The organism is Ekhidna lutea, from assembly GCF_900188325.1.
Taxonomy (GTDB): Bacteria; Bacteroidota; Bacteroidia; order Cytophagales; family Cyclobacteriaceae; genus Ekhidna; species Ekhidna lutea.
The window spans coordinates 39,812-64,578 of sequence record NZ_FZPD01000003.1 but is presented as its reverse complement, the minus strand read 5'-3'; the positions used below and the strand labels follow the sequence as shown (position 1 = coordinate 64,578).

The 24,767-nt window shown below is 41.0% G+C and carries 24 protein-coding genes; 6 read left to right on the top strand and 18 right to left on the bottom strand.

The annotated features are described in order from the left end of the window. The first annotated feature begins 18 nt into the window (after positions 1-18). Positions 19-2,580: a WG repeat-containing protein gene (locus CHB71_RS08065; RefSeq protein ID WP_089356410.1), complete on the top strand. Its 2,562-nt coding sequence runs from the start codon at positions 19-21 to the stop codon at positions 2,578-2,580. On the opposite strand, the gene coaE is transcribed toward CHB71_RS08065, so the two are convergent. From coaE to CHB71_RS08030, 7 genes are all read right to left on the bottom strand, one after another. After that, complete coding sequence (gene coaE, locus CHB71_RS08060; protein ID WP_089356409.1) at positions 2,566-3,165, bottom strand: dephospho-CoA kinase; 600 nt, start codon at positions 3,163-3,165, stop codon at positions 2,566-2,568. The genes CHB71_RS08065 and coaE overlap by 15 nt on opposite strands. Beyond that, positions 3,155-4,081 (bottom strand): YbbR-like domain-containing protein, encoded by a 927-nt coding sequence (locus tag CHB71_RS08055; RefSeq protein ID WP_089356408.1) that lies wholly within the window; start codon positions 4,079-4,081, stop codon positions 3,155-3,157. The genes coaE and CHB71_RS08055 overlap by 11 nt, the downstream gene beginning before the upstream one ends. Before the next feature lie 6 nt (positions 4,082-4,087). Beyond that, positions 4,088-4,423, bottom strand: a complete 336-nt coding sequence (yajC, locus tag CHB71_RS08050; RefSeq protein WP_089356407.1) for a preprotein translocase subunit YajC — start codon at positions 4,421-4,423, stop codon at positions 4,088-4,090. Positions 4,424-4,516: 93 nt separating this feature from the next. Beyond that, a complete protein-coding gene (locus CHB71_RS08045) occupies positions 4,517-5,050 on the bottom strand; it encodes a DUF1573 domain-containing protein (protein ID WP_089356406.1) in 534 nt (177 codons plus the stop codon). Positions 5,051-5,177: 127 nt separating this feature from the next. Next, entirely contained in the window at positions 5,178-5,474 is a 297-nt protein-coding gene (locus CHB71_RS08040; RefSeq protein ID WP_089356405.1) for a YtxH domain-containing protein, read from the bottom strand. Between the two features lie 12 nt (positions 5,475-5,486). Then, positions 5,487-6,653, bottom strand: a complete 1,167-nt coding sequence (gene nusB / locus CHB71_RS08035) for a transcription antitermination factor NusB (RefSeq protein WP_089356404.1) — start codon at positions 6,651-6,653, stop codon at positions 5,487-5,489. Positions 6,654-6,737: 84 nt separating this feature from the next. Further along, entirely contained in the window at positions 6,738-7,838 is a 1,101-nt protein-coding gene (locus CHB71_RS08030) for a Glu/Leu/Phe/Val family dehydrogenase (RefSeq protein ID WP_089356403.1), read from the bottom strand. Positions 7,839-7,965: 127 nt separating this feature from the next. Here CHB71_RS08030 and CHB71_RS08025 point away from each other — a divergent pair, with 127 nt between their 5' ends. After that, complete coding sequence (locus CHB71_RS08025) at positions 7,966-9,750, top strand: ABC transporter ATP-binding protein (protein WP_089356402.1); 1,785 nt, start codon at positions 7,966-7,968, stop codon at positions 9,748-9,750. Here CHB71_RS08025 and CHB71_RS08020 read toward each other — a convergent pair whose 3' ends face one another. The 3 genes from CHB71_RS08020 to truA are packed head-to-tail and all read right to left on the bottom strand — an operon-like array spanning position 9,751 to position 12,828. Next, complete coding sequence (locus CHB71_RS08020; protein WP_089356401.1) at positions 9,751-10,293, bottom strand: hypothetical protein; 543 nt, start codon at positions 10,291-10,293, stop codon at positions 9,751-9,753. A gap of 20 nt (positions 10,294-10,313) precedes the next feature. Then, on the bottom strand, positions 10,314-12,083 hold the full coding sequence (locus CHB71_RS08015; protein ID WP_089356400.1) for an ABC transporter ATP-binding protein: 1,770 nt from the start codon (positions 12,081-12,083) through the stop codon (positions 10,314-10,316). A gap of 1 nt (position 12,084) precedes the next feature. Beyond that, positions 12,085-12,828, bottom strand: a complete 744-nt coding sequence (truA, locus tag CHB71_RS08010) for a tRNA pseudouridine(38-40) synthase TruA (protein WP_089356399.1) — start codon at positions 12,826-12,828, stop codon at positions 12,085-12,087. 293 nt (positions 12,829-13,121) lie between these two features. Here truA and CHB71_RS08005 point away from each other — a divergent pair, with 293 nt between their 5' ends. Then, positions 13,122-13,625 (top strand): DUF4293 domain-containing protein, encoded by a 504-nt coding sequence (locus CHB71_RS08005; protein WP_089356398.1) that lies wholly within the window; start codon positions 13,122-13,124, stop codon positions 13,623-13,625. On the opposite strand, the gene CHB71_RS08000 is transcribed toward CHB71_RS08005, so the two are convergent. Beyond that, a complete protein-coding gene (locus CHB71_RS08000) occupies positions 13,618-13,956 on the bottom strand; it encodes a type II toxin-antitoxin system PemK/MazF family toxin (RefSeq protein WP_089356397.1) in 339 nt (112 codons plus the stop codon). The two genes, CHB71_RS08005 and CHB71_RS08000, sit on opposite strands and share 8 nt — an antisense overlap. Then, complete coding sequence (locus tag CHB71_RS07995) at positions 13,940-14,263, bottom strand: ribbon-helix-helix domain-containing protein (RefSeq protein WP_089356396.1); 324 nt, start codon at positions 14,261-14,263, stop codon at positions 13,940-13,942. Before CHB71_RS07995 ends, CHB71_RS08000 begins: the two co-directional genes overlap by 17 nt. 139 nt (positions 14,264-14,402) lie before the next feature. Between CHB71_RS07995 and htpG the strand changes: the two genes are divergently transcribed. The 3 genes from htpG to CHB71_RS07980 all read left to right on the top strand — a co-directional run bounded on the left by htpG (position 14,403) and on the right by CHB71_RS07980 (position 19,876). Next, positions 14,403-16,292: a molecular chaperone HtpG gene (htpG, locus tag CHB71_RS07990; RefSeq protein WP_089356395.1), complete on the top strand. Its 1,890-nt coding sequence runs from the start codon at positions 14,403-14,405 to the stop codon at positions 16,290-16,292. Between the two features lie 146 nt (positions 16,293-16,438). Then, entirely contained in the window at positions 16,439-19,006 is a 2,568-nt protein-coding gene (locus CHB71_RS07985; RefSeq protein WP_089356394.1) for a M14 family metallopeptidase, read from the top strand. A gap of 18 nt (positions 19,007-19,024) precedes the next feature. Further along, positions 19,025-19,876 (top strand): toxin-antitoxin system YwqK family antitoxin, encoded by an 852-nt coding sequence (locus CHB71_RS07980; RefSeq protein WP_144017367.1) that lies wholly within the window; start codon positions 19,025-19,027, stop codon positions 19,874-19,876. On the opposite strand, the gene CHB71_RS07975 is transcribed toward CHB71_RS07980, so the two are convergent. The 6 genes from CHB71_RS07975 to CHB71_RS07950 are packed head-to-tail and all read right to left on the bottom strand — an operon-like array spanning position 19,873 to position 24,765. Next, on the bottom strand, positions 19,873-20,328 hold the full coding sequence (locus CHB71_RS07975; protein WP_089356392.1) for a GNAT family N-acetyltransferase: 456 nt from the start codon (positions 20,326-20,328) through the stop codon (positions 19,873-19,875). The genes CHB71_RS07980 and CHB71_RS07975 overlap by 4 nt on opposite strands. After that, on the bottom strand, positions 20,325-21,326 hold the full coding sequence (locus CHB71_RS07970; RefSeq protein WP_089356391.1) for a lysophospholipid acyltransferase family protein: 1,002 nt from the start codon (positions 21,324-21,326) through the stop codon (positions 20,325-20,327). Before CHB71_RS07970 ends, CHB71_RS07975 begins: the two co-directional genes overlap by 4 nt. Beyond that, entirely contained in the window at positions 21,327-22,610 is a 1,284-nt protein-coding gene (locus tag CHB71_RS07965; RefSeq protein ID WP_089356390.1) for a hemolysin family protein, read from the bottom strand. Further along, positions 22,603-22,830 carry a hypothetical protein gene (locus CHB71_RS07960; RefSeq protein ID WP_089356389.1) on the bottom strand — a complete coding sequence of 76 codons (228 nt, stop codon included), beginning with the start codon at positions 22,828-22,830 and terminating at the stop codon, positions 22,603-22,605. Before CHB71_RS07960 ends, CHB71_RS07965 begins: the two co-directional genes overlap by 8 nt. Beyond that, the gene (lptC, locus tag CHB71_RS07955) at positions 22,827-23,471 is read right to left on the bottom strand and encodes an LPS export ABC transporter periplasmic protein LptC (RefSeq protein ID WP_089356388.1); all 645 of its coding nucleotides are present in this window, start codon (positions 23,469-23,471) and stop codon (positions 22,827-22,829) included. The genes CHB71_RS07960 and lptC overlap by 4 nt, the downstream gene beginning before the upstream one ends. Then, complete coding sequence (locus CHB71_RS07950; RefSeq protein WP_089356387.1) at positions 23,449-24,765, bottom strand: tetratricopeptide repeat protein; 1,317 nt, start codon at positions 24,763-24,765, stop codon at positions 23,449-23,451. Before CHB71_RS07950 ends, lptC begins: the two co-directional genes overlap by 23 nt. Positions 24,766-24,767: the final 2 nt, after the last annotated feature.

Sequence of the window (24,767 nt, the reverse complement as noted above, 5' to 3'; positions counted from 1 at the left end):
CGTTAATTTGCCATTGAAATGCTCAAACAGATCATCATATTAATCCTGTTTCCGCAGCTAATTGTCTTTGGTACGGTAGATCGTATTCAAAAAGCAATGGAAAAAAAAGAATATGAGAGAGCCCATGAACTAATCATAAAAGGATACGAAAAAGAACCAAACAATCCCGGAATTAGCTACTACCAGGCCTTGCTTTTCTTTAATCGTGATTACGTCAATTATAGCCTTGACTCTTCCAGATTATCAATTACTAAATCACAATCAGATTTTACTAATGCCAGTGAAGAGGTGAAAGCGGACTTAAGGGAGGATGGTGTTACAGGTGAAAAAATCAATAAACTATTCGAACAAATCCGTGATCGATCATTTCAAAACACTTTAAAGAATCTTTCTGTAGCAAAAGCGCAAAACTTTCAGAATAATTTTCCTAATTCCATCTACGACGACATCCTGACCTATAAGGTGGATAGTATCGAATTCAACCTCGCATCCAGGGTCAAAAACCAGAAGGCTTTAATAGACTTTGTCGAGGAACACCCGACTTCCATTTTTAAACCAAAGGCTGACTCCATTTTAGATGATATGCGTGTCAGGGAGTTAGAAAAAAATGGCAACCTACAGGCATATTATCAGTTCCTGGACATGTATCCATTTACTCGACATAGAGCGAGGCTTGAGCAATATGTGCTGAAAGTTTCTACCGCCTCTGGTCAAATAGACGATCTGGAGTCGTTCATCTCCTTTTCGAATATCCCAACATTAAAAAAGCAAGCAGCGGATGTTCGATATTATTTATCAGGAAAGAAAGACTACATTTTTCACCCTGCCAGAGACTCATTGCAAATTGCGATTGCAGCTATACCACTTGAGTTATTTCCTGTAGTAGAAAATCAACTTATTGGTTTTTACGAAAAGAGTGGAAAAAAGGCTATCAGTTCCACTTACCAAAACATCCCGCATGCCTACAAGTGTGAACTTGTATCTGATGACTGGATCTTTGCAGAGTCTGATGCAAACGGGAGGATTATAACCAAGAACGGGAATATTGTAATTGAAAATGTGGAGGATTACAGGAACATTGGAGATGCTGTAGGTTTAATAAAGCAGAAAGGCAAGTGGTGGCTATATCATAAAAGTGGATTTTCAATTATTAGCCAACCAGTACAGGATGCTGAAGTATTGTCTAATCAATGGATAAAATTCCAGCAAAATGATATGTGGGGGTTGGTGTCTATCATGGGGCTTAATATTGCTAAAAGCATTTATAGTGATATATATCAGGAAGGTGTTTTCTGGATCTTTGAAAAAGATGAAAAAATAGCTGTTTATAACACCCGGCTTATTCTGAAGGAGGTGGAAGAAAATGGGCTTTCACTGGAATTTAAATTTGATGATATCGAGCTGGTAAACGATAACGCTCTCATTGGCTTCAGGGACAATCGCGAGTGCTTACTGGATTCAACTCTCAATTTTCGCATTCCATGGGGACCATACGAAATCTATCCTGAATCCTCAGGTTGGTACCTGAGATCAGATCAAGGGTATCGGCTGTACAATGAATCGGAGGAAGACATCATGGACCAGCACTACCCATACCTTGAATCAAATGCAGGGTGGCTGGCTATACAAACTGAAAACGACTGGATGCTTCTGCCTCGAAAAAAAGGTCTATTGCCATCTCGAGATTATGACTCCTTAAAGGTGATCAATGAGCATGCGGTTTTAACGATCGTTGACGATAAACAAGAACTGCTCTTTTCAAATGGAGAAAATATTCCACTAGATGGCCATCAGATTTCAACTTTTCCCGCCAATACAAACTATCTGATGCTGGCAAAGGATGAATCCGCGGGTATTTATAATCACTACGGACAAGAGGTGATTTCCGGTGAATTCACAAAAATTACGCTGTTAAATGATTCTCTTGTAAAGGTTCAAGTCAGAAATAAGCAAGGACTAATTGATACCAATGGGGCATGGATCTTAAACCCCGTTTTTGACAATATTGATGAGAAAGATGGATTGGTACTTACTTTAATTGATGGCAAGATCGGTTGCTATGACCCCACAATTAATGAGTTGATTGAAACTGAATATGAAGCACGAGTGACACGATTGGGCGAATACTACCTGGCAAAGAAAAACGGAAAATTCGGGCTTGTTGATTTTTCTAAAGAAGAAATTCTTTCATTCAATTATGATCAAATCCAGCAGTGGAACGACAGTAGCTATTTGGTAAAAAACGATCAGTCATATTTAATCATCAATTCATTTGAGGAGTCATTATTTCCCGCTATTGAAAGCATGAAACTGTTAGTTCAAAATGACGAACAAGAAATATATCGTTTTGTTAGGGACGGAAAGTATGGACTCATCAGCAATCAATTTGGTGAGCTTTTAAAGCCCGAGTTCACCGACATTTTCAACATAGGAAACAATCATAATCCGGTGTTCTTCGCCGATCAGCATTTAGACAAGGCAGGCTATCATGTAGTTAGTTACATCAACGATATTGGTGAACTGATTCTCTCAAGGGCATATACTAAAGGTGAGTTTGAACTGATACTATGCGATGACTAACTCCTTATAAAGCTCAGTCACTTGCTTGATAAGTGACTGCTGACCATCATTTATAATTACAAAATCCGCAAGCTGGATTTTTTCATGGTCACTCATCTGCTTCTCAATTATATTCTGCACATCTTCCTTAGATCTGTGAGTGTCACGAGCAATTACCCGTTCTACCCTTATATCCTCAGGGGCTGTTACAAGAACTGTCTTTTCCAGTGATTTATATGAACCCGTTTCAAAAAGAAGTGCCGCCTCCTTCAAAAGTAGTTTTGCTCCTGAATGTTCCTTTCGCCATTTTTCTACATCTCTGGCCACAGCCGGGTGTACCAGACTATTTAGCTTATCTAAAATGTTTTTGTCTTTGAAGGCTTTTTGAGCGATGAATTTACGATCCAACCTACTTTCAGAATATGCTTCCTCTCCAAACAACTCTTTGATTTCATAAATAAGTGAATCATCATTCTCCATTAGCCATTTTGCTCGATCGTCGGCATAGTATGTAGTGGCTCCCAATGTCTCGAAGATTTTGCAAACGATAGACTTTCCTGAACCTATCCCACCTGTAATACCAATAAATGGAGGTTTAATTGCCATAGGAGATCGCCAAAGAATCCGGTATTGTTTCCACTTCAAGCACATTTTCAGGATGATAAACAACAATTGCCGGTGCTGTAGAATCTCCTTTATTTATAAGGTTGTAATCCACAACTACTTTAAAATCATCAGAGAAGTAATCCTCACGTAGTTCTCGTTGTACCACAAATCGCACGGTGACATTGGGGTTGGTTATATACACTGAAGAATCAGCAGGAAAATTTTGCATTTCAACCATGGACGCAATTTCTAATCGATCAAAGCGATCTACTTCAAATTTGACATTCACGGTAGGAGGTGTTGAGTAAATATCAAATGCTTCCGGTAAGCCTAACTTAACAAAGCGATCAAACGCCTTGTCAATACTTTTTGCCTCAAGCTTAATGTGGTAATCCTGCTTCAATGTATCTATGAAGCTGGTGGGTCCGTAGATTGTAGCTGTATCCGGGGAGAGTGTAATAGGCGTAATAATCCTATAATCGTCATCCATGCTGATTTTTGTAGAATCAATCCGAAGGTTAACTGACCTGGACACTTTTCTGTCTATGTTCACATAAAGCGTATCTGTATAAAGGAAGTTTACCCGGTATTCCTTCAACTGGTCGGAAATGATTGGAAGAATTGTTGGACGGGTCAAGTATCGGATGGCAGCCGGATTGTCCAGCTCAAACACTACAGGATCAACAAACCAAAAAGATTCTCTAAAAAGGTCCCACCCTCCACCAGAGACATCAATATCTACAAATTCTGGCAGTGCCTTGATTGCGATGAGACTATCCTTATTGTAAACAAACTCGATTGGGTGTTGGATTCGGTAGTTGTATTCCTTCCCCAAAGCACTAAAAAACCAAAAGGTAGTGGCTCCCAAAAATGAGAGCACCACTACCTTCCAGTTACTTAATATCTTAGGGATCATTTACACTTACTTTTTCTCTTTCTTATCCTTCTTTTCTGAAGTGTCATTCAGTCGCTTACTTGCTTCCAGAGAGATTGATGATTTCTCTATAAGCAATTTTGTTCCTCGGTCTACATCTACCAGAACTGTGGTGTCAGAGACTTCTACGATTTTACCGTGAATACCTCCTACAGTAACAACCATTTCACCCTTTTTAATCTCTTGAAGGTATTTTTTCGTCTCTTTTTGCTTTCGCTGTTGAGGACGAATGAAAAAGAAATAGAAGATCGCGATCATTCCTATGATCGGTAAAAAAGAGGTGAAGTCGCTCCCGCCTCCGGCTTGCAATAAAACTGTGTTCATTTTCTGTTATTTGAAATAAAAAACCCCTGACATCCCGATAGCTATCGGGAGTCGGGGGCAATGTTAATAAAAATTGATGTGGTTATCAGAGGCTTACTCCCCTTCCTTCACCACATTCGCTTTAATTCTTACACGCTGAGTTTTAGGCCACGTGTTTGCCGTAAGTGTTACAGTCTTGTTCTGTACACCAGGCTTGTTCTTACTATTGAATCGAACCTTGATCTCTCCCTCTCCTCCTACTGGAATTGGCTCTTTAGGCCATTCTGGCACAGTACAACCACAAGTTGCTTTCGCGTCTGTGATGATCAATGGTGCCTCGCCTTCGTTAACAAAGGAGAACACATGCTCTACCACATCGCCATCTTTAATCGTACCAAAATCGTGAAGTTCTTCTTCGAACTTGATAGCCGGAAGTGGTCCTTCAGGCTTTTCTTCTGGTGCAGCTGGAGTAGTATTATTAACTGCCACAGGCTGAGCTGTTGGATTAGCTCTGGCTACTCCACCTTTCCCTTCTAGGGCTGCTACTCTTCCTTCCAGTTTGGTAATTCTGGATTCTAACTCACTATTGCCACAGCTGCTGAGACCAGCTGCTACAAGTACTCCTAATAAAACTTTTGCTATTTTCATCTGTCTTGTTGTTTTTGAATTCGTCCCTTCAGGACAATATCATCACTCTTTTTTAATATTCAATATTGCTTTACAAATCTACGAAAGATATGGTTTCAATATTCCTAATGAAATGTTAATGGGATGTTTAATCCTTCTGAATCTGACTAATTAAGCCATTCACATCATCCAGAAGACGCTCCGCTTTGTCTTTAGCATCCTTCACGATTTTCTCTCCTTGATTCTTAGCATCATTTCCAAAGACCTCTTTTCCGTCAGCTACCTCATTTACGAACCCTTCCAGTTGCTTTTTCAGCTTATCTAATTGGAAAGTGAGCTTATCTCTGGTGTTGGTGCCCTTATCCGGGGCGTAAAGGATACCAAGAACACCTCCTGTTACCACTCCTAAGAGAAATGCAAAAAAAGAACCGCCTGCTCTGCTCATTGTTTATTCTGTTTATTTGTTGTCGATAAGGCCTCTACCGCTCTTACGAATTTTACCACTCGAAGTTAGCTCGTTTGAGAGTACATCCAAAACACCGTTTACAAATTGTTTACTTTTCGGCGTACTGTACATTTTAGAAATTTCAATCGCTTCATTGATAGTTACTTTGATCGGTATGCTTGGAGAGTTCATCATTTCCACTAATGCTAACTTCAGAATAACACGGTCAGTCAGCGCTATTCGGTCCACATCCCAGTTCATAGTTTTGCTCTGAATGGCTTCCTCCAAAAACTCATTCTGGTTAATCACGTCCATAAAGAGTCGCTCCAAAAACTTGAAATCATCTTCACCATTTTTTGTTAGTTCCGCAAGCTCAAAGCCCTCTCCATCCTGTAGCGACTTGATGGTTTTCACTACCATACTCTTCACTATTGGCTGATTCTCGACCCAATGGAGGTGATTAGTTTCAAGATAGGAAGCAATTGCTTCATTTTTGAATACTACTCGTTTAAACAGCTCTAGAACAATATCATTATCAGGTGCATCGTCAGGCTTAGGCCCTCCAAAGAAATGCTTCAGTGCATCCACCGTACGGATTTGATCCCGATACCATGATTTTATTTCTTGTTGATCATTATCCCAAGATATGCTCGAGCGAGCAGCCTCTTTTTGTAATAATTCTGATTCTTTAAGCTGTTTGACAAGCTCATTTCCAATGAATGGATACCTTTTCTTCTCTTTGGCAATGTAGGCCTTATCTTCTTTCTCACTGTCCAGCTTTTCACGTTGCTCTATTTCCATAGGAAGGAGTAAAAGCTTGATATAGGTATCCTGAAGCCTTTCAGCTTCTTTCATCATGTCGTTTTTTCTAACCCGGGCTTCTTTGTGTATCTGATTTTCGTAATCAGTCAATGCCTCATTCACATTATCAACTACTTCCTGCTCCGCATCACCCGGATCTTCCACTTTTCCTGCAAGGATATTTCTGTTGAAAAGCTGAACGGCTTGTTTCTTTCGCGCCTCGAATAATGCTTTATCTGCAAAATCATGCTTTGCAGGATCCAGTGCGTGCATTTCTTCCAACTCATTTCTTTTCACCTCTTTGATGGACTCCACCGCAGTGAAGTGTCCATATAATGCCTGCATGGCTTTAACTCTAAGTATTCGTCTGTTTAGCATTCTATATTGGCACTTTTGCCTTCTCCTTATTTCAATTTTTTAACAGTCATCCACTTTCGGACACTGAAGATGTTGGATTATTCCTTATTCTCCAAGTTTAACCTTACCCACCTTCTCGATTCGCTGCAACGCAAGCTCCAGGGCTGCTTCATGTGAGCCAATCTTATTGTCATCGGAGTGATTCAGCACTTCCAAACACACATCATAGATGTGCTCAGTTGATGCAATCACTCTTTCCTTATTGTAGTTTCCTAAATATTCATGATATACATTGGCAATGCCGCCTGAGTTGATCAAAAAGTCAGGACAGTAAATAATGCCATGATCATTGAGCATTGCACTGTGCTTCTCTTCTATAGCCAGCTGATTGTTGGCTGCTCCGGCAACTACCGCACACTTCAATTCAGAAATCGTTTCATCGTTTAGGGTTGCTCCCATCGCACAAGGTGCGTAGATATCCATTTCCATCTGGAATACCTTATTTGGATCCACGACAGATACTTTATCATGTTTATCTGTGATCGCTTTGATTTTGTCATCGAAGATATCGGCAATAAATACGTTCGCATTTTCTTCGATCAGGTGATCCACCAAATATTTTCCTACCTGGCCAGCACCCTGCACAAGAATATTCTTTCCCCCTAGTGAATCAAGTCCGTATGCTTTTTTCGCTCCAGCCTTCATACCCATATATACCCCGTAAGCAGTCATAGGGCTTGGATCTCCTGATCCGCCCATATATTCTGGTTTCCCAACTACGTAAGGTGTCTCCATGCTCATGTACTCGATATCACGCATGGTGATATTCATATCCTCAGCAGTGTAGTATTTGCCGTTTAAGCTATTCACGAATTTCCCGAAGCGTCTCATCAAGGCTTCATTCTTCATCTTTCGAGCATCACCAATGATCACCGCTTTTCCTCCACCGATATTTAATCCGGCAAGCGCTGACTTGAAGGTCATGCCTCTGGAAAGTCTCAAAACGTCATTTACGGCCTCCTCATCTGTGGCATAGTTCCACATACGGGTTCCACCCATTGATGGGCCCAATACGGTATTGTGAATTGCAATGATTGCTTTTAAGCCTGTCGCTTCATCTCTGCAGAAGACTACCTGCTCATGCTCAAGGTTCGCCATTTGATCGAACACGCTGTTCGATTTTACTTCGGGTTGTGTATCTATCATTGTGAATGAACTTTATTCTAACTTTGATCCTTCTTTCCGAAGCGCTGTGGCACTTTAGATAAAAGGGGCTGCAAAAATATCTCATTTTAACTAAAACACATTGGCAGTCAGGCCTTTATAAAATTTTGTGAAAGACTTAGGATACTTAAATAAATACCTACTCAAATATAAGTTTCACCTAATTTTTGGTGCCTTATTTATCATTATTGCAAATTTCTTTGCAATAGTTCCTGCTGTAATAGTTCGCTATGCTTTTGATATACTTCAACGTAGCTATGGTATTTTTTCGTCTTTTGAGGGTTTTGAACTTCAGGAAAACACGATCGGGATCATTGGTTCCAGCATTATTATTCTGGCTGTTCTGATCCTTGCTTCTGCTTTACTCCGCGGTGTTTTTCTATTCTTTATGCGCCAAACCATCATTGTGATGTCCCGCCGCATTGAGTATGACTTGAAAAACGAAATTTTTGAGCACTACCAAACACTTCCACTTAGCTTTTACAGAAGAAATAATACGGGAGATCTGATGGCCAGAATCTCCGAAGATGTGAGTAAGGTGCGAATGTATATAGGCCCAGCAATAATGTACGGCATCAATCTTTTTACTCTGTTCGTGATGGTGATCCCTTACATGATTTCAATCAATCCAACACTCACCTTCTATTCACTTCTCCCGCTTCCGATCCTTTCTGTAAGCATCTATTTTGTCAGCAACGTCATCAACAAACGTTCTACTGAGATCCAGGAGAGCTTATCAGGTCTATCGACTTACGTGCAGGAAGCATTTTCCGGCATTCGTGTGATCAAGGCATTTGTTCGGGAAGAAGAAGTAGCCAAAAATTTTGAAACTGAAAGTGTCGAATACAGAGATCGATCATTGAGGCTGGCTTTTGTACAGGCGCTGTTTATGCCATTGATCATGGCTCTGATTGGATTGAGTGTCATTCTGACTGTCTGGGTTGGTTCCATTCAGGTGTTTAATGGAGAAGTGAGCACAGGTAATATTGCCGAGTTCATTATTTATGTAAACATGCTGACCTGGCCTGTGACCGCACTTGGATGGATTACTTCCATTATTCAGCGGGCTGCAGCATCACAGCGGAGAATCAATGAGTTTTTGGACACAAAAACAGACATTGTTTCAAAGAAGAACGTCGAAAAAGAAATAGAAGGCCACCTTGTATTCGACAAGGTAAACTTCACCTATCCTGATTCCGGGATTCAGGCCTTGAAAAATGTATCCTTCGAAGTGAAACCGGGAGAATCAATAGCTATTGTAGGAACTACAGGGTCAGGAAAAAGCACCATCGCAAATATGGTTTGCAGGCTTTATGACATTGATAATGGAAAGATCGAGATCGATCATGTGGCAGTAGAAGATTATAATATATCCTCGCTCAGGAGTCAGATCGGGTATGTCCCGCAGGATGTTTTCCTTTTCTCAGATACAATCGAAAACAATATTTCCTTTGGCAACCGAAAGATGAGCAAAGAAGAAATCGAAAAAGCAGCGGAGGATGCCGATCTCCTCAACAATATCAAGGACTTTAAAGAGGGTTTTCAAACCCGACTAGGAGAACGGGGCATTACGCTTTCCGGTGGTCAAAAGCAGCGTGTTTCCATTGCCAGAGCAATTGCCAGAGAACCAAAAATCTTAATCCTTGATGATGCTTTGTCTGCTGTTGACACCAAAACAGAAAATGCCATTCTCAACGCCATGCAACGTATAATGCAAGGCAGAACTTCAATTATCATCTCGCATCGGGTTTCTTCCGCTAAACTGGCCGATAAAATTGTAATGTTAGATGATGGTAGGGTGGTTGAGCAAGGCACGCATGACGACCTCCTCAACAATAATGGTGCGTATAAAGAGCTGCATGATAAGCAGCTGGCTGGAGAGGAAGTAGCCTAATTACCTCGCCCACCTTTCAGTACTCCAGGAACCATCTGAGTAGTAAAGATCAAAAGAGAGCGGCTGTAATACTTCCCCCTCTTCAATCGCTTTAATCTCAATAATTTCATCCATCTCCTGAGGGTCAGGTCCAACAAGCCAATGTTGTGTAATAAACACCTTAAAAACTTTGTCCGTAGTAAATTCTTTATAGGAATATCCGGCTGGTAATCGAAGCACGTCTTTTATTTCATCCACTGAAGCCCCAACAAAATAATGAATTGAATCGGCTCCAATCGCGTCATTTTTAAAGTAAACAACTGTCAGCTTGCCTTTCAATTGACCAGAATCAATTACCGTTTTAGCTTCTTCGACTCTGGACTGAAGTTTTGATTTTCGAATACCCTCAATATATTCTTTACCAATGACCGTTCGCTCCTTTTCACCCTCCATTACATACACTTCAACCGGATCGAACCCACCCAGTGAGTAGTAGGTGCTAAAACCAATTATGATTAAACACAGGATAATTATGGCCAGATAGATCTGCTTCGCTCGATTCATGGGTCAAAGATAAGGGTGAATCAAACCGCTTTTGCTACTTCTTTGTATTGCATTTGATGAAGCTGCGCATAGTAGCCATCTTTTTCAATCAACTCATCATGATTGCCTCTTTCTACTATTTCGCCTTTATCCAAAACTAAAATCTGTTTCGCATTCTGAATCGTTGAAAGACGGTGAGCAATCACAATAGACGTTCTGCCATGCATCATTTTTTGAATAGCTGATTGGATCAGTTCTTCTGTCTCGGTATCCACAGAAGAAGTGGCCTCATCCAACACAATGATTTTAGGATCATACACCATCGCCCGCACAAAGGAGATCAACTGTCGTTGGCCAACAGATAATGTCGCCCCTCTTTCCTGCACGTTGTAGTCAAATCCACCAGGAAGCTTCTCAATGAATGGCAATGCACCAACCATCTCAGCAGCTTCACGCACCTTCTCTCTGGAAATATTGGGATTTTTCAAGGTGATGTTATTGAAAATTGAATCGGAGAAGAGAAATACATCCTGCAGCACGACAGCAATGTGATTTCTGAGATTAGCAACATCATAATCCCGAATATCCCGACCGTCAACGTAAATACCTCCCTTGTTGATTTCATAAAACCTACTCAGCAGATTGATGACGGACGACTTACCTGCTCCAGTTGCCCCTACAAGCGCTATCGTTTCGCCTGCTTTGGCTTCAAAAGAGATGTCTTTCAGCACATAATCATCTTTGACATAAGCAAATGAGACGTTTTCGAATTTGACATCTCCATTTACATGATCCGGTTTAAAATCTCCATTGTTCTGAATGTGTGAGTCGTTATCGAGCAAATCCAAAATTCTGTTTGATGAGACAATGCCCATTTGAAGTGTGTTGAACCTATCGGCGATCATCCGGATTGGGCGGAAAAACATCTGCAAATACAAAATAAATGCGATCAGCATCCCAAACTCTACTTGTCCTTGCACCAGCTGACCTCCTCCGTACCAGACAATGAGTCCAATGCCTGCGGCCTGAATCACCTCAGCGACTGGAAAGTAAGTGGCATAGTACAGCACCGACCGTATGTTTGCCTTTCGGTGCTCTTTATTGATCTCTTTAAACTTTTCGAACTCACGTTGTTCGCTGTTGAAGATTTGAACGATGTTCATCCCTGTGATGTGCTCCTGAACAAATGAATTCAGATTAGACACAGCAGCACGAACCTCGTTGAAAGCGACCTTCACTTTTTCTTTAAAAATGTAGGTAGCCAAAAGTAAAATAGGAAGTAGTGAAAGACTGACTAATGTCAATGACCAGTCCATCCAGATCATGAATCCCAGGATTACCAGAAGCTGCATAATATCAGCAATGATGCCTGCAATCCCGGTGCTAAAGACTTCAGCCAGTGTTTCAATGTCAGAAATGTTTCTGGTGACCAATCTTCCGATCGGTGTTTTATCAAAAAATGAAAGTTTCAAGCTTTGGATATGGCGGTAAAGCTTGATCCTGATATCCTTGATAATATTTTGTCCCAGCCAGCCCGAGTAGAATGTATGCAGGTATTGCACAATCGCCTGAAAAATAAGCAACCCGATCAACAACATGATCATGTTTACCAATCCCGGATAGTCCCCCTGAGCTACATTATTATCAATCGCTTTTTGGATCAGCATAGGCCTCAATGGACCGGCAATGCTCAAGGCGATGGTTAAAAAAACCAGGAAGTAGAAAACACCGATGTACGGTTTTGCAAAGACGAATAGTCTTTTTAAAATCGTCAGGTCTACAATATTTCCGCTTGCCTTTTCTTTTTCCAAATCAGTCTAAATATATGTCCTCAGGGTAAACAACTTTTTGTAAAAACAATCCTTCCGCCGGTACTGCCCTGCCTGCTCTCCTTCGGTCGTTGCTTTCGAGGATAGCACTAAAATCTTCCAATGAAGTTTTCCCAAGCCCAACATCAATCAGCGTGCCCACTACTGCCCGAACCATTCCCCGTAAAAAGCGATTGGCAGAAATTTCAAACATATGATTTGATCCATCCTGAATCCACTTTGCCTGAAAAATCTCACAGTTGAAGTTGTTCACCTCGGTATGAACCTTACTGAAGCACTCAAAGTTCTGCCATCCTTTGATAATTTCACAGGCCTCATTGATTTTAGCTATATCTAGCTCCGGATTGAAATAATAGGACAAGCCTTTTTTAAAGGGATTTTTAGCTTGATGAAGATGATAATGGTAGGTTCTATCCGTAGCATCAAACCGGGCATGTGCTTCAGTCTTCACCGGTCTTATTCCATTGATGGAGATGTCTCCATTGAGAAATGAGTTGAGTTTGAAGGTCAATTTTTGAGGGTCAATCTCATCTATGTCAATGTGTGCAATCTGTTGCATTGCGTGAACACCCGTGTCTGTACGACCACTTCCAGTCACGGCGGTTTCTTTTTTAAGTATCGTGAATAATGCTTTCTCAAGTTCTTCCTGCACTGTCACCCCATTTGGTTGAATCTGCCAACCGTTGAAGTTGGTGCCGCGGTAACTGATGTCCATGAAATACCTCACGCGACAAAATTGCCCCTATTCTTCCGATTGAAGAACATTTAGGGTCATATTTGCCTAACAAAAGGTTATTTGACAGTTGTGCTATCAATAGAACATCGTAAAACTTGTCTTTTCGACGATAGGAGAAATCTTTGAAACTTGTAAAGCAGGATAAAATGTCCAAGGCAATGCTGTTATTATCATAGATATCTCATTTCATTCGATATGACAAGTTTTATTTAAAACATTCCGAATAGCACAACTAGGTGAAAATCCATTTGGAATATTTACGCACAAAAAAATAACGACACCAAATGCTACAACGAGTACAGACCATCTTCATGACCATCGCAGCGATCGCAATGATCCTAATGCTTTTCTTTCCTATCTGGGAAAAATCCGATACACAATTCGAGGCAGAAAAAAGGGAGTATGCCATCATGGACTCTTTTCAACTGAGATATGAGCAACATATTACTGGGACAAGAGAAGTGCAGCTTTTAGGAACCCGAGACACGTTCTTGCTTTCTGTAGGAGCAATCGCCGCAGCATTGGTGATGTTGTTTTCCATCACCCGATATAAAAACAGAATGACCCAGGTAAAACTAAACGCCTTGTTCTCGCTAATCACGGCAGCCACACTTGTGGGAACCTATCTGTACATAAACAAAGCCAATCAGCTATTCGAACCACAAAGTCAGGGGGCATTCCTGATTGGCTTCTACCTCCCGATTGTAGCCATGCTCAACAACTTTTTGGCGAATCGCTTTATCCGAAAAGATGAGCAGCTGGTGAGAAGTGCGGATAGGATTAGGTGAGATCAAATAAGATTTTAATGGTGTGGTCAATTTGGGCTCTGTGGTTCTGTGGCATCTCTCCAAGCTTCTCAATGAATCTTCTGTTATCTAGTGCCCTTATTTGATCTAACACTAAATAGGAGTTTCTTCTCAACCCTATTTCTTCCTTATCACATTTCACCCTGAACCTATTTTCACGCCAGTCACTTGAAGAGAACGGACACATTAAAGTCGATGTATGGGTTTCTGCTAAATCTGAATTTTGTAGAATTAAAACAGGACGAATTTTCCCTAACTCTGTGCCTCTGGAGGGATTGAGGTTAGCTAGCCAAACCTCAAACTTTTTCATCATTTTCTTTTAATGCTTTCACTTTTTCCAAATATTCCTTGGTGTTGTATTCCGGCCACTCATCGTCATCTAATCCGTCCATCAAAGTCACATCCCATTCTTCTATTTCTTCTCTGAACCGCTCATAATCTTCAGCCACCATTTTTGATTCTTTCTTAAGTTGCTCTCGAAGCTCTTCACGCTCTTTGTTTTTGGTATACTCCATCACGGCTTCCATTACATAGCCACTCCGGTTTTTATCCATTGCCTTTCGGTATTTCTCTACTTTCTCATAGACATCATCCGGAATTTTTAAACTAATCGTTTTCATTATTAATACAATTGGTATACTAAAAGTAATACGAATTTTAATACCATTTAGTTTTTCTGCCAACCTGTCAGTTTTTCTCCTCTGGAATAGATTTTGAGTTTAGGCGTCTGAGTAACAACAAAAAAATTGTAATCAGACAATGGCAGAGAAAGGTACAATCTCAATACACACGGAAAACATCTTTCCGATCATTAAAAAATTCCTCTATTCCGATCACGAGATCTTTTTACGCGAGTTGGTTTCCAATGCAGTAGATGCATCGCAGAAAATCAAACAACTGGCTTCACTCGGTGAATATTCAGGTGAGTTGGGTGATCTAACTGTCGAAGTGTCATTCGACGAAAAGAAAAAAACCATCACCATCTCCGACAATGGTATCGGGATGACCGAAGAGGAAATCAAGAAATACATCAACCAGATTGCGTTCTCCGGTGCAACGGAGTTTGTAGAGAAATACAAAGACAAAGCAGACAACCAGCAGATCATCGGTCACTTCGGGCTAGGATTCTATTCTGCTTTCATGGTCGCGAAGAAGGTAGAAATCAACACGCTTTCTCACCAGGAAGGTGCTGAATCAGCCAAGTGGATCTGTACGGGTGAAACTGATTTTGAAATCAAAAAGGGTACTCGTAAGAAAAGAGGAACCGATATCATCCTTCACATTGCAGATGATTCGGAAGAATTCCTGAATGAACACAGGCTTCAGGGAATCCTTGACAAATACTCGAAGTTCTTGCCGATCCCAATCAAGTTTGGCCAAAAAGAAGAGCAGGTTGAAGACGGCAAAGACAAGGATGACAAGCCGAAATACAAAACGGTCAAGAAAGACAATATCATTAATGATACAGACCCGATTTGGACAAAATCGCCAAGCGAACTGAAGGATCAGGATTACTTGGATTTCTATAAAACATTATATCCGTTCAGTGATGATCCGCTTTTCTGGATACATCTGAATGTGGACTATCCATTCAACCTGACCGGAGTGCTTTACTTCCCGAAGTTGAAAAAGGATTTTGATCTTCAGAAAAATAAGATTCAACTGTATTCCCGCCAGGTGTTTATCACTGATGAAGTGAAGGATATTGTGCCGGAATTCCTGCAGCTTTTGCATGGTGTGATTGATTCTCCGGATATTCCATTGAACGTATCCCGAAGCTACCTGCAATCGGATTCCAACGTGAAGAAGATCAACGGGTACATCACTAAGAAAGTGGCCGATAAACTTGCTGAGCTTTTCAAAAATGATCGCAAAGGATACGAAGAGAAGTGGGAAGACATTGGTGTTTTCGTGAAGTATGGCATGATCTCCGAAGAGAAGTTTGACGAGAAAGCGAAGGATTTGGCATTGGTGAAAAACATGGATGGCAAGCACTTCACAATCGAGGAGTACAAAAAGCACATCGAGGCGAATCAAACCAACAAAGACAAAAATGTTGTGGCACTGTATACCACCAACAAAGACAAGCAACATGGCTATATCGATACGGCGAAAAAGCGCAGCTATGATGTAATTGAGCTAACCGGCCCGATTGATCCGCACTTTATCAATCATCTGGAGCAGAAACACGAAAAGTTCCAGCTTCAGCGAGTGGATGCAGATGTAATCGACAAGCTGATTGACAAGGATGAGAAAAAGGAGTCTGTGCTTTCTGAGAAAGAGCAAGAGTCACTTAAGGAGGTTTTTGAAAAGGCGATCAATAATAAAAATAACAGCGTAGCTGTTCAGCCAATGGCGACTGATGATATGCCTGTAACGATCACTTTACCGGAGTTTATGCGTCGCATGAAGGACATGCAGGCAACCGGTGGCGGCCCGATGATGTTTGGTGACATGCCAATGACGCTTTCTGTAGCTGTCAATGCAAACCATGCAATGACGAAGAAAATCCTTGAAGCAGATACGGATGATGCAAAACAAAAACTCGCGAAGCAAGCTTACGACCTAGCACTTTTATCACAGGGGATGCTGGAAGGTAAAGACCTGACAGACTTTGTGAACCGAAGTGTGGAGCTGAGTTTAGCCTAGTGGCATTGTTAGCCTGAGCCTGTCAAAGGGTGACAGGGCAAATGTCGATGTTTCGACAAGCTCAACATGACATTAACCCGCTCATCACAGCGGGTTTTTTTGTACCTATAGGTTTGGTTAGTTTAGTTGACCTAAAAATATAAGATATGAAAAAGCATCTCACCATACTTTTAACCATCCTTTCATTCTGGTCTTTTGCGCAGGTAGACATGAGCTACTATCTACCTGGAGGACTCTCTTACAACCCTGATATCCCAACACCTAAGGAGGTGCTTGGGTACCACCCGGGAGAGTGGCACGTAAGCCATGATCAGCTTTTGTACTACATGAGAGAGGTTGCAGCTGCTTCTGATCGTATGATCATTGATGAAATAGGCCGTACGTACGAGGGACGGCCTCTTGTTCAAATCACCATTTCTAACCCGGTAAATCTGGCTAATCTGGATCAGGTTAAAGCAGATCATAAAAAATTAACTGACCCCTCAGCCTCAGGATCAATGAATACTGAAGAAATGCCAATTGTCATGTGGCTGGGTTATTCCGTTCATGGAAATGAAGCAAGTGGATCTAATGCCGCATTGATCACAGCATATTATCTAGCAGCTGCTATTGGTGCCGAAATTGATGAAATGTTGGAAAACTCCATCATCATCTTAGATCCTTCATTCAACCCTGATGGCTTGCACCGCTTCTCATCTTGGGTAAATATGCACCGATCACATACCATCAATCCTGATCCCAACGATCGCGAATACGATGAAGTATGGCCAGGGGGTAGAACGAACCATTATTGGTTTGATCTAAACAGAGATTGGCTGCCATTGGCACACCCTGAATCGAGAGCCAGAATTGCAAGATTCCATGAGTGGAAGCCAAATATCCTGACAGATCACCATGAGATGGGTACAAACTCCACGTTCTTTTTTCAGCCTGGCATTCCTTCCAGGAAATTCCCATGGACACCAGATAAGAATGTTGAATTGACACACAAGATGGCAGCATTTCATGCTCAATACCTTGACGATATCGGATCACTATATTACAGCGAAGAAAGCTTTGATGACTTTTATATTGGCAAAGGATCCACTTACCCGGATGTGAATGGAAGTGTCGGGATATTATTTGAGCAGGCTAGCTCCAGGGGCCATGCCCAGGAAAATGATTATGGCATCCTGACTTTCCCAATGGCAGTGAAAAATCACTTTACCGCTTCGCTTTCCACATTGGCCTCCGGGATTGCACACCGCAAAGAGTTTCTGGATTATCAAAAAGAATTCTATCAGGGAGCTGCAAATCTAGCCTCAAGAGATGCAGTAAAAGCCTATGTGTTTGGCTCAGCCAAAGATCCGGTGAGAAATTACGAATTAGCCAAAATGCTCGTACAACATGAGATTGAGGTTTATGAAATCAAGAGTTCTGTTAGTAAAAATGGAAAGCAGTTCTCGTCTGGTAATGGCTACATCGTACCCATGAATCAAAGCCAATATCGTTTAGCGAAAGCGATCTTCGAAACACGCACTTCATTTACTGACAGCCTGTTCTATGATGTTTCTACCTGGACCATGCCGTTGGCGTTTAACCTTCCGTATGCAGAGTTAGGTAGCAAAGATTTTAATACTGGTATGCTTGGAGAAATGGTAGATTATCCATCCGCTCCGACTGCTCAACTGGTAGGTGAAAAAGGAGCTTACGCCTATGCGATTGAACCTTACGGATATTTAGGCTTCAGAGCAATCAATCGATTGTTGAGCAAAAAAGTGGTCGTTCAGATGCTTCATGAAACACATAGTGATGCTAACCGAACGTATCCACGTGGCACAATGATCATTCCGGTGGGTGTTCAGGAAAATAAACGTGCATGGATTGAGCAAACCATCGATGAGATTGTGAAAGAAGATGGTGTGAATGTGTATTCATTGAATACAGGACTAGCCAGAAAAGGTGTGGATCTGGGAAGTAGAAGCAACACCACCATGAAAGCACCAAAAATCGCCGTTCTTGTCGAAGGTGGTGTAAGTAGTTATGAAGCAGGCGAGGTATGGCACCTGCTTGACCAGCGTTTCAAAATGAAAGTGACCAAACTTCCTGTGGATCGACTAAGTCGTGACCTATCCAGATATAACCGAATCGTTATTCCAAACATGTGGGGCTCACTCAGTGATGGTCAAAAGAAAAACCTCAAAGAATGGATTTCTCAGGGAGGTGTGGTTATCGCCTGGAAAAACGGTGGTAAATGGCTTTCAGATTCAGAAATTACCAGCGTGAAATATGCAAGCCGGGACGATGAAGAAGATGAGGAAAAAGAAGAGCCTCTTAAAGCCTATGAAAACCTGGATGAAGAACGAGGTGCTCAGGTCACCGGTGGATCAATCTTTGAAGCTAAAGTAGACCTCACCCATCCGCTGGCCTATGGAATGGAAAGTGATCGAATGCCATTGTTTAGAAATCACAACCTTGTAATGGAGCGATCAAAGAACGAATATGCCAATCCCATTGTTTACACGGAAAACCCACTACTCTCCGGGTATGTTTCAGAAGAAAACCTGGATCGATTTAAAAATTCCCCTGCGGTTACAGTATCTAATGTAGGTCGCGGGAAAGTGATTACATTAGCGGACAATCCGAACTTCAGGGCATTCTGGTATGGAACCAATAAAATCTTTATGAATGCGTTGTTTTTTGGAGAAGCGATTAGCCGTGGTGCTGGTGAATAAAAAGAAAACAATGACTGGATGAAAATTCAGATAAAGTCGATATTGTCATTAAGCCTCATTTTTATGGGGCTTTCTGTATTTGCACAGGAAGGTGAATCTCTTGAGGAGATATTTAAGGTAGATTATGATACCCCTCTAACCCTTGATCTGGAGGAAGAGGCAAAAGAAGATTCAGGTATCGAACCTGTCAAGCAAAAGAAAAAAAAGAAAAAACGAAATGTATATTTCGGCATTAAAACCCGAAAAGGCTTTACTCGAACTGGATTTGGGAATGATGTTGTATTTGAAATATTCAACGTCTTAAAAGAGTATGAGGGTCCACCGGAGTATGCCTCTGACTTCTACTGGTATGACTACAAGAAAAAGAAGGTGATGAACTCACTTAGGGTGGACAAGAAAAATGCCGGCGTTCTTCATGGCCCCTATAAAAAGATGCTTGGCGAGCAGGTTTTAGAAGAAGGCTGGTACTACAAAGGCATGAAACATCGCAGATGGGTGCGCTTCAACAGGCATGATATTTTGCAAGACAAATCCTATTGGTGGAAGGGCTGGCCGCAAGATTCTAAGCTCGCTTACTACGATTTTAAGAAAACTAAATTAAGAGAGGTTATCCCTGTACACTTCGGTGAAAAAGATGGAGAATATTGGGCCTTTCATGAAGACGGTTCATTGGCTGTAAGAGGTGAATACAAACACGGTCATCGTGTAGGATTATGGAGAGAGTACTATGATGGTGGTAGAGTAAAGCGAGAGGTAGTATATCCGGAAGACCCCTTCAACTTTAAGTTCAACCCCTACATCTCTCGAGAGTGGGATAGCAAAGGAGTGCTTATTTACGACCGAAAGAAGTTTCTGAAAGGACGATACTAAAGCTTCAATTCCATTTGAACATTGCACCGGGCATAGGGTGAGCAATAACCTTCCGTATCTTTGAAACCAAGTTTGTAATAAAGATTTATTGCCGGTTTCAATACACTATTCGTTTCAAGATAAATGGTGTCAGCTCCCAGATCTCTGGCTTTTTCAATGGTTGCGAGTCCTATTTTCCAGCCAATTTTCTGGCCTTGAGCTTTAGGCGAAACTGCCATTTTTGCCAACTCATAAGTCTTTTCTTTCATTTTTACCAAGGCACATGTGCCTACGGTTTTATCATTCAGGGTAGCAATTAGTATGGCACCTCCTTTTTCTATAATATATCCTTGAGGATCATCCAGCATATTTCGATCTGACTCCTCCATCTCAAAATACTGATTAATCCATGCCTCGTTTAGCTCCTTGAACGCACGCGCATGTTTGGGTAGGTAATTGACAATTTCGATCATCGCTGATAGCTATAGAATAGTCCGGAGACCATTACTATAACTGCTAAAGTGGCAATATTAATTCCCACAGAAAACGATAAAAGTAAAAAAACAAGCATCCACCAGACAGGAAATGCAAATAAACCCAATGCAAACTTGAGTGTGGAGTGAAAAACAACATCCTCCTCTTTGTTTAGTACACGATGAATAATAAGAAAAGGAATGGGGTTAAAAATCTTTGCAAGCAGATGAGTATGGTGTCTGTTTTCGTCAATGGATTCAGAAAAATTCAATGCTTTCAGTTCTGAAAAAGAAAGGTGCTCATTTTTCTGTTGAAACATCAACTCTTTTTTTTGCTGATAGTCGTCCGTTTCCTCTGGAATCACCAGCGTTTTTTTCATCGCCTCGGCAATTGCATCTCTCATGGCAATCAGGCCTTTCGCAGGGTTTTTTTTGTACTGTTGTGCATAATCCGCCACAGTTACAGGCCCTCCAAACTTGATAAGCACTACTGAGTTAGGTTTTCGATGCTCAAAGTAATTTAACCCTACAGGTAGTATCATCAAATCTTCTGCAACCTCCTCGTATGACTGTAGTGCTAACCTTGCTGCTCCTTTTGTAAGTGGCCTTAGGAAATATTCTTTTCCGTGGTTTCCCTCCGGGAACATAAGTACAGAGCCCCTCTCATTAAAAACCTCTCTGCATGAAGCAAATACTGCATCGTTCAGGGAGAGTTTGGCGTATCCATCTCTAATTCGGTAAATAGGCATCATGTTTAACTTGTTTAGAAATGACTTTATCCACCATTTAAAAACATCGGAACGAGTGAGGTAATGGATGGGTATTGGCATGTGTGTCCCAACCAGAAGTGGATCTATTAAGGCGTTCTGATGGTTTGGGGTGATGAGTAATGGAACTCCTTTGGGTATATTTTCGATTCCCTCAACCTTGATTTTGTAAAAATACAATTGAAGCATCAGCTTCATAAAGACCTTAAATGAAGCGTAAACGGCTCCCATTTACACAAGCTCTTCTTTGTTAATCAACGTCAGCTTCACCTTATCAATTCTATTTTCCTCCATGGTAAAAATGGTAATGACAAATGGAGGTATCTCAATTACTTCATTCACTTCGGGAATATCTTCGTGGTATGCAAAAATCAAACCTCCTAGTGTGTCATATTCCCCTTCTGGAAGTGAAAGTTCATAACGATCGTTGAGGTAATCAATCTCATGACGTGCGCTGAAGATGAAGTTAAATTCGTCTAACTGCTGCTCGGTAAGGTACTCATCGTCATGTTCGTCACGTATTTCACCAAATATTTCTTCTATCACATCTTCAATGCTGACCAACCCTGATGTACCACCATATTCATCTACAACGAGCGCAAGACTTTTCCTGTCCGTGATGAATTGAATTAAAAGCTCATTGGCAAGCATGGTTTCCGGTACAATAGGAATTTCTGCAAGAATGGCCTTGATATCTTCAGGCTTTTTAAATAGCTCCAAAGCATGGCAGTAGCCAATAACTTCATCGATCGATTCTTTATATACAAGGATCTTGGAATGCCCGCTTTCTACAAAATGTCGTTTCAGCTCTTCAATTGAGTCATTTACATCTACAGCTACGATCTCGGTTCGAGGGATCATGCATTCTCTTACTTTGATGGTTTTGAACTCAATAGCATTATTGAAAATCCTGGCGTCTATTTCGGCTTCTTCTTCGTCCTTAATATTCAGAATGTTGTTCTTGATGTAGTTGTTAAGGTCAGTCAACCCAAAAACAGGCTTTTCATCGGAAAGCCTGTAACCGAACATCCAGATGAAAATGGCTGAAATTTTTACTACCAGAAACACTACTGGATACATGAAGACATAGATCGCTCCCATAGGCAAAGCAAAGAGTCTAAGCGAAAAATCCGGATTGATTAAAAAAAGACTCTTTGGAAGAAACTCAGCGGTTAATAGCACTAGAGCTGTAGATATGATTGATTGGATGATCAGCACCACCACATCTGAGTTAAAAGCAGCCGGAAGCATTGAGGCAATGACTGGCTCCAAAAGACTAGCCATGAAGATACCATATAAAACAAGTGCAATGTTGTTTCCAACTAACATTGTAGCCAAAAACTGGGATTGATTACCTGTGAAGAGGGCTAGAACTCTACCAGCAAACGTGCCTTTTTTCTTTAGTACTTCTATATGCAGCTTATCTGCAGATACAAACGCTATTTCCATTCCTGAAAAAAACGCCGAGAAGAACAAACAGATTAGTATGATCAAATAGGGGAGTGGATCATCCATGCTTTTGTTTCTTTTTCATAGGTTTTTTGGAGGTTTTCTTATTGCCCTCCTTCTCGCGAGCTTGTCTTTGACCTTTGCGATATCCATATAAAAATAAGAGTGCAAGGCTAAACATAAAAATCCAGTACGATTCAGTAAGGCCAATCACAATTGCCTGATCTATGCCTATTACGAAGGTACAAATGATCAATGCAAATAGAATTCTGTCAAATAACTTCATTGATTGTTCGGTCTAGGCTGTAAGGGAATATCCCTTGCATCTGATCGGTTTGGGTCATCTTCAAGAGTAAACGTTCCGCTTGGTTTTAAGATTCGGTATTCCGTAAAGTCCTGATTGGACTGCATTCCCTCGCCCGTGTGTACCTCATCTTCAGATTTTATTGTGACAAACTTATCGGTGTAAAATTTCTCACCCTTTTGGTCCCAAAATAGTTCCTCTGTATTCAGCTCATCATTTTTTGAATTGCTACGCACAATCACATTCCCTTCGGCGCGATATAGTTCGTCTTCTTTGGTGAAGTATACATAATTGGCCTTAAAGTAGCTGGTAACCTGTCCTCTACTATTGAACCATTCAATGTTGAAGCCTTTTGGCCACTCTCTGTCACCATTTTCAAAGTTACTTTGCTCAGGAGCATTCATTTTCATAACTACAATCCCTGAATCGCTAAGTAAGGTAATGGCACTATCCATCGATGAAAGAGGACCTTCATACAATGGTGCATCAACCAGATCCTTTCGCTGGTTACAGGCAATGAGAATTACCCAAAGTATTAAAACCAAAAAGCGGCCCGGAATCACCTTCCAGGCCGCAGCTATGTTTCTTTTTGAAATGATATTAGTTCGCAGGTCTTCGCTCAAGAGCTACCGTAACATTGATCCAACATCCTACAGTAATAGATTGTCCTTCTTCCATGTTTTCATTAAAGATATCTTCTATGGAAGGGAATTGAGCTTTGGCTGCAGCCATAGATGCAGAGTGACCTGCTTTTCTATATTCATTGTATGCAGCTATAAAAATAGCTCGATCATTTACCTGACTTTTTTCTTCTTTGCATTCATTGAAGCTACTCATGTAAAGGTCTCCAATGAGCTTGTAAGCATCTTTATGCGAAGGGTCGAAAGATAAGGCTCTTCTTGCGCTATTTCTAGAAGTAGACTTCTGTCCATTCTTCATCTGAATTCTTGCGATACTCACATACATTTCTGCTTTTTCTACATTATCATCTGTAAGAGAAGCTGCTTCCTGAAAGAACTCGATTGCTTTCTCGTCATTCTCATTCTGTGAATTTTTCTGACCCAAAAATTTAGCTACGCTATAAGTAGGCTCATCATTCTGAATGACTTCTGCTGCTCTCAATGCCAATGGGCTATCGATACACTTTCCTTTTAACATCAATCGGAAAATTTGCTTAGCCATGTTTACATCCTCACCACCTTCTAGTTTTGGCCCAAGCTTTTCCTCTACGAAATCGCAGCTAATTTCAACTTTGGTAGCTGTGAGTAAACGGTCAACTAAATCTGATGAATTATCAATTTTCTTTCTTTCTGACTCACTTGCATTCTTTCGTTGTTCTGAAAGCGCTTCTGAGATACCTGAGTAAGTGTTGATTACCTCTTCATCAGTAAGTCTCTTATAGAGATAGTTTTTATAAACCATATCCATATAAGCCACTAAGGCTCCTCTGTTCATATCAGCCCCATTCATTTCAAAGGCTTTCTGAAAAATCTGAAGGACATCAAAATACTTATCCTTATTCTTTTTATAGAAACTATACCCATAGATGGCCTTTCGCTCTATAATATCTGCCTCATCATCCGGATAATTCTCGATTCTCTTATCATGAAGGTCTAAACCTTTTTGGATATACTCCTGCTTTTTTGCCGGATCACTTTCCTTTTTAGCCAACTCTTCATAAATATCAATTCCATTGATATAAATGGAAGGGTTGAGATCCGGAGTGTTTTCGAGTAGCCAATTAAGAGGCTCTAATGCTGCCTTATAGTTTTTGGCTTTCTTAGCGTCCGTATACAAGACATTCTTTTCTTTGGCAATGTCTACTTGCTCTCCCCAGTTCCACCCATTTTGAGCGCTGGCCCCTATGGCGAGTGATAGGAAAAAAGCTGCGCCGAGTATTTTAGTAATCATCTTCATAA

What these genes read in the sequence shown, in the direction of transcription:
- CHB71_RS08065 (WP_089356410.1), top strand. Translation starts at nt 19, where the DNA reads ATGCTCAAACAGATCATCATATTAATCCTGTTTCCGCAGCTAATTGTC.
- coaE (WP_089356409.1), bottom strand. Translation starts at nt 3,165, where the DNA reads ATGGCAATTAAACCTCCATTTATTGGTATTACAGGTGGGATAGGTTCA.
- CHB71_RS08055 (WP_089356408.1), bottom strand. Translation starts at nt 4,081, where the DNA reads ATGATCCCTAAGATATTAAGTAACTGGAAGGTAGTGGTGCTCTCATTT.
- yajC (WP_089356407.1), bottom strand. Translation starts at nt 4,423, where the DNA reads ATGAACACAGTTTTATTGCAAGCCGGAGGCGGGAGCGACTTCACCTCT.
- CHB71_RS08045 (WP_089356406.1), bottom strand. Translation starts at nt 5,050, where the DNA reads ATGAAAATAGCAAAAGTTTTATTAGGAGTACTTGTAGCAGCTGGTCTC.
- CHB71_RS08040 (WP_089356405.1), bottom strand. Translation starts at nt 5,474, where the DNA reads ATGAGCAGAGCAGGCGGTTCTTTTTTTGCATTTCTCTTAGGAGTGGTA.
- nusB (WP_089356404.1), bottom strand. Translation starts at nt 6,653, where the DNA reads ATGCTAAACAGACGAATACTTAGAGTTAAAGCCATGCAGGCATTATAT.
- CHB71_RS08030 (WP_089356403.1), bottom strand. Translation starts at nt 7,838, where the DNA reads ATGATAGATACACAACCCGAAGTAAAATCGAACAGCGTGTTCGATCAA.
- CHB71_RS08020 (WP_089356401.1), bottom strand. Translation starts at nt 10,293, where the DNA reads ATGAATCGAGCGAAGCAGATCTATCTGGCCATAATTATCCTGTGTTTA.
- CHB71_RS08005 (WP_089356398.1), top strand. Translation starts at nt 13,122, where the DNA reads ATGCTACAACGAGTACAGACCATCTTCATGACCATCGCAGCGATCGCA.
- CHB71_RS08000 (WP_089356397.1), bottom strand. Translation starts at nt 13,956, where the DNA reads ATGATGAAAAAGTTTGAGGTTTGGCTAGCTAACCTCAATCCCTCCAGA.
- CHB71_RS07995 (WP_089356396.1), bottom strand. Translation starts at nt 14,263, where the DNA reads ATGAAAACGATTAGTTTAAAAATTCCGGATGATGTCTATGAGAAAGTA.
- htpG (WP_089356395.1), top strand. Translation starts at nt 14,403, where the DNA reads ATGGCAGAGAAAGGTACAATCTCAATACACACGGAAAACATCTTTCCG.
- CHB71_RS07985 (WP_089356394.1), top strand. Translation starts at nt 16,439, where the DNA reads ATGAAAAAGCATCTCACCATACTTTTAACCATCCTTTCATTCTGGTCT.
- CHB71_RS07980 (WP_144017367.1), top strand. Translation starts at nt 19,025, where the DNA reads ATGAAAATTCAGATAAAGTCGATATTGTCATTAAGCCTCATTTTTATG.
- CHB71_RS07975 (WP_089356392.1), bottom strand. Translation starts at nt 20,328, where the DNA reads ATGATCGAAATTGTCAATTACCTACCCAAACATGCGCGTGCGTTCAAG.
- CHB71_RS07970 (WP_089356391.1), bottom strand. Translation starts at nt 21,326, where the DNA reads ATGGGAGCCGTTTACGCTTCATTTAAGGTCTTTATGAAGCTGATGCTT.
- CHB71_RS07965 (WP_089356390.1), bottom strand. Translation starts at nt 22,610, where the DNA reads ATGGATGATCCACTCCCCTATTTGATCATACTAATCTGTTTGTTCTTC.
- CHB71_RS07960 (WP_089356389.1), bottom strand. Translation starts at nt 22,830, where the DNA reads ATGAAGTTATTTGACAGAATTCTATTTGCATTGATCATTTGTACCTTC.
- CHB71_RS07950 (WP_089356387.1), bottom strand. Translation starts at nt 24,765, where the DNA reads ATGAAGATGATTACTAAAATACTCGGCGCAGCTTTTTTCCTATCACTC.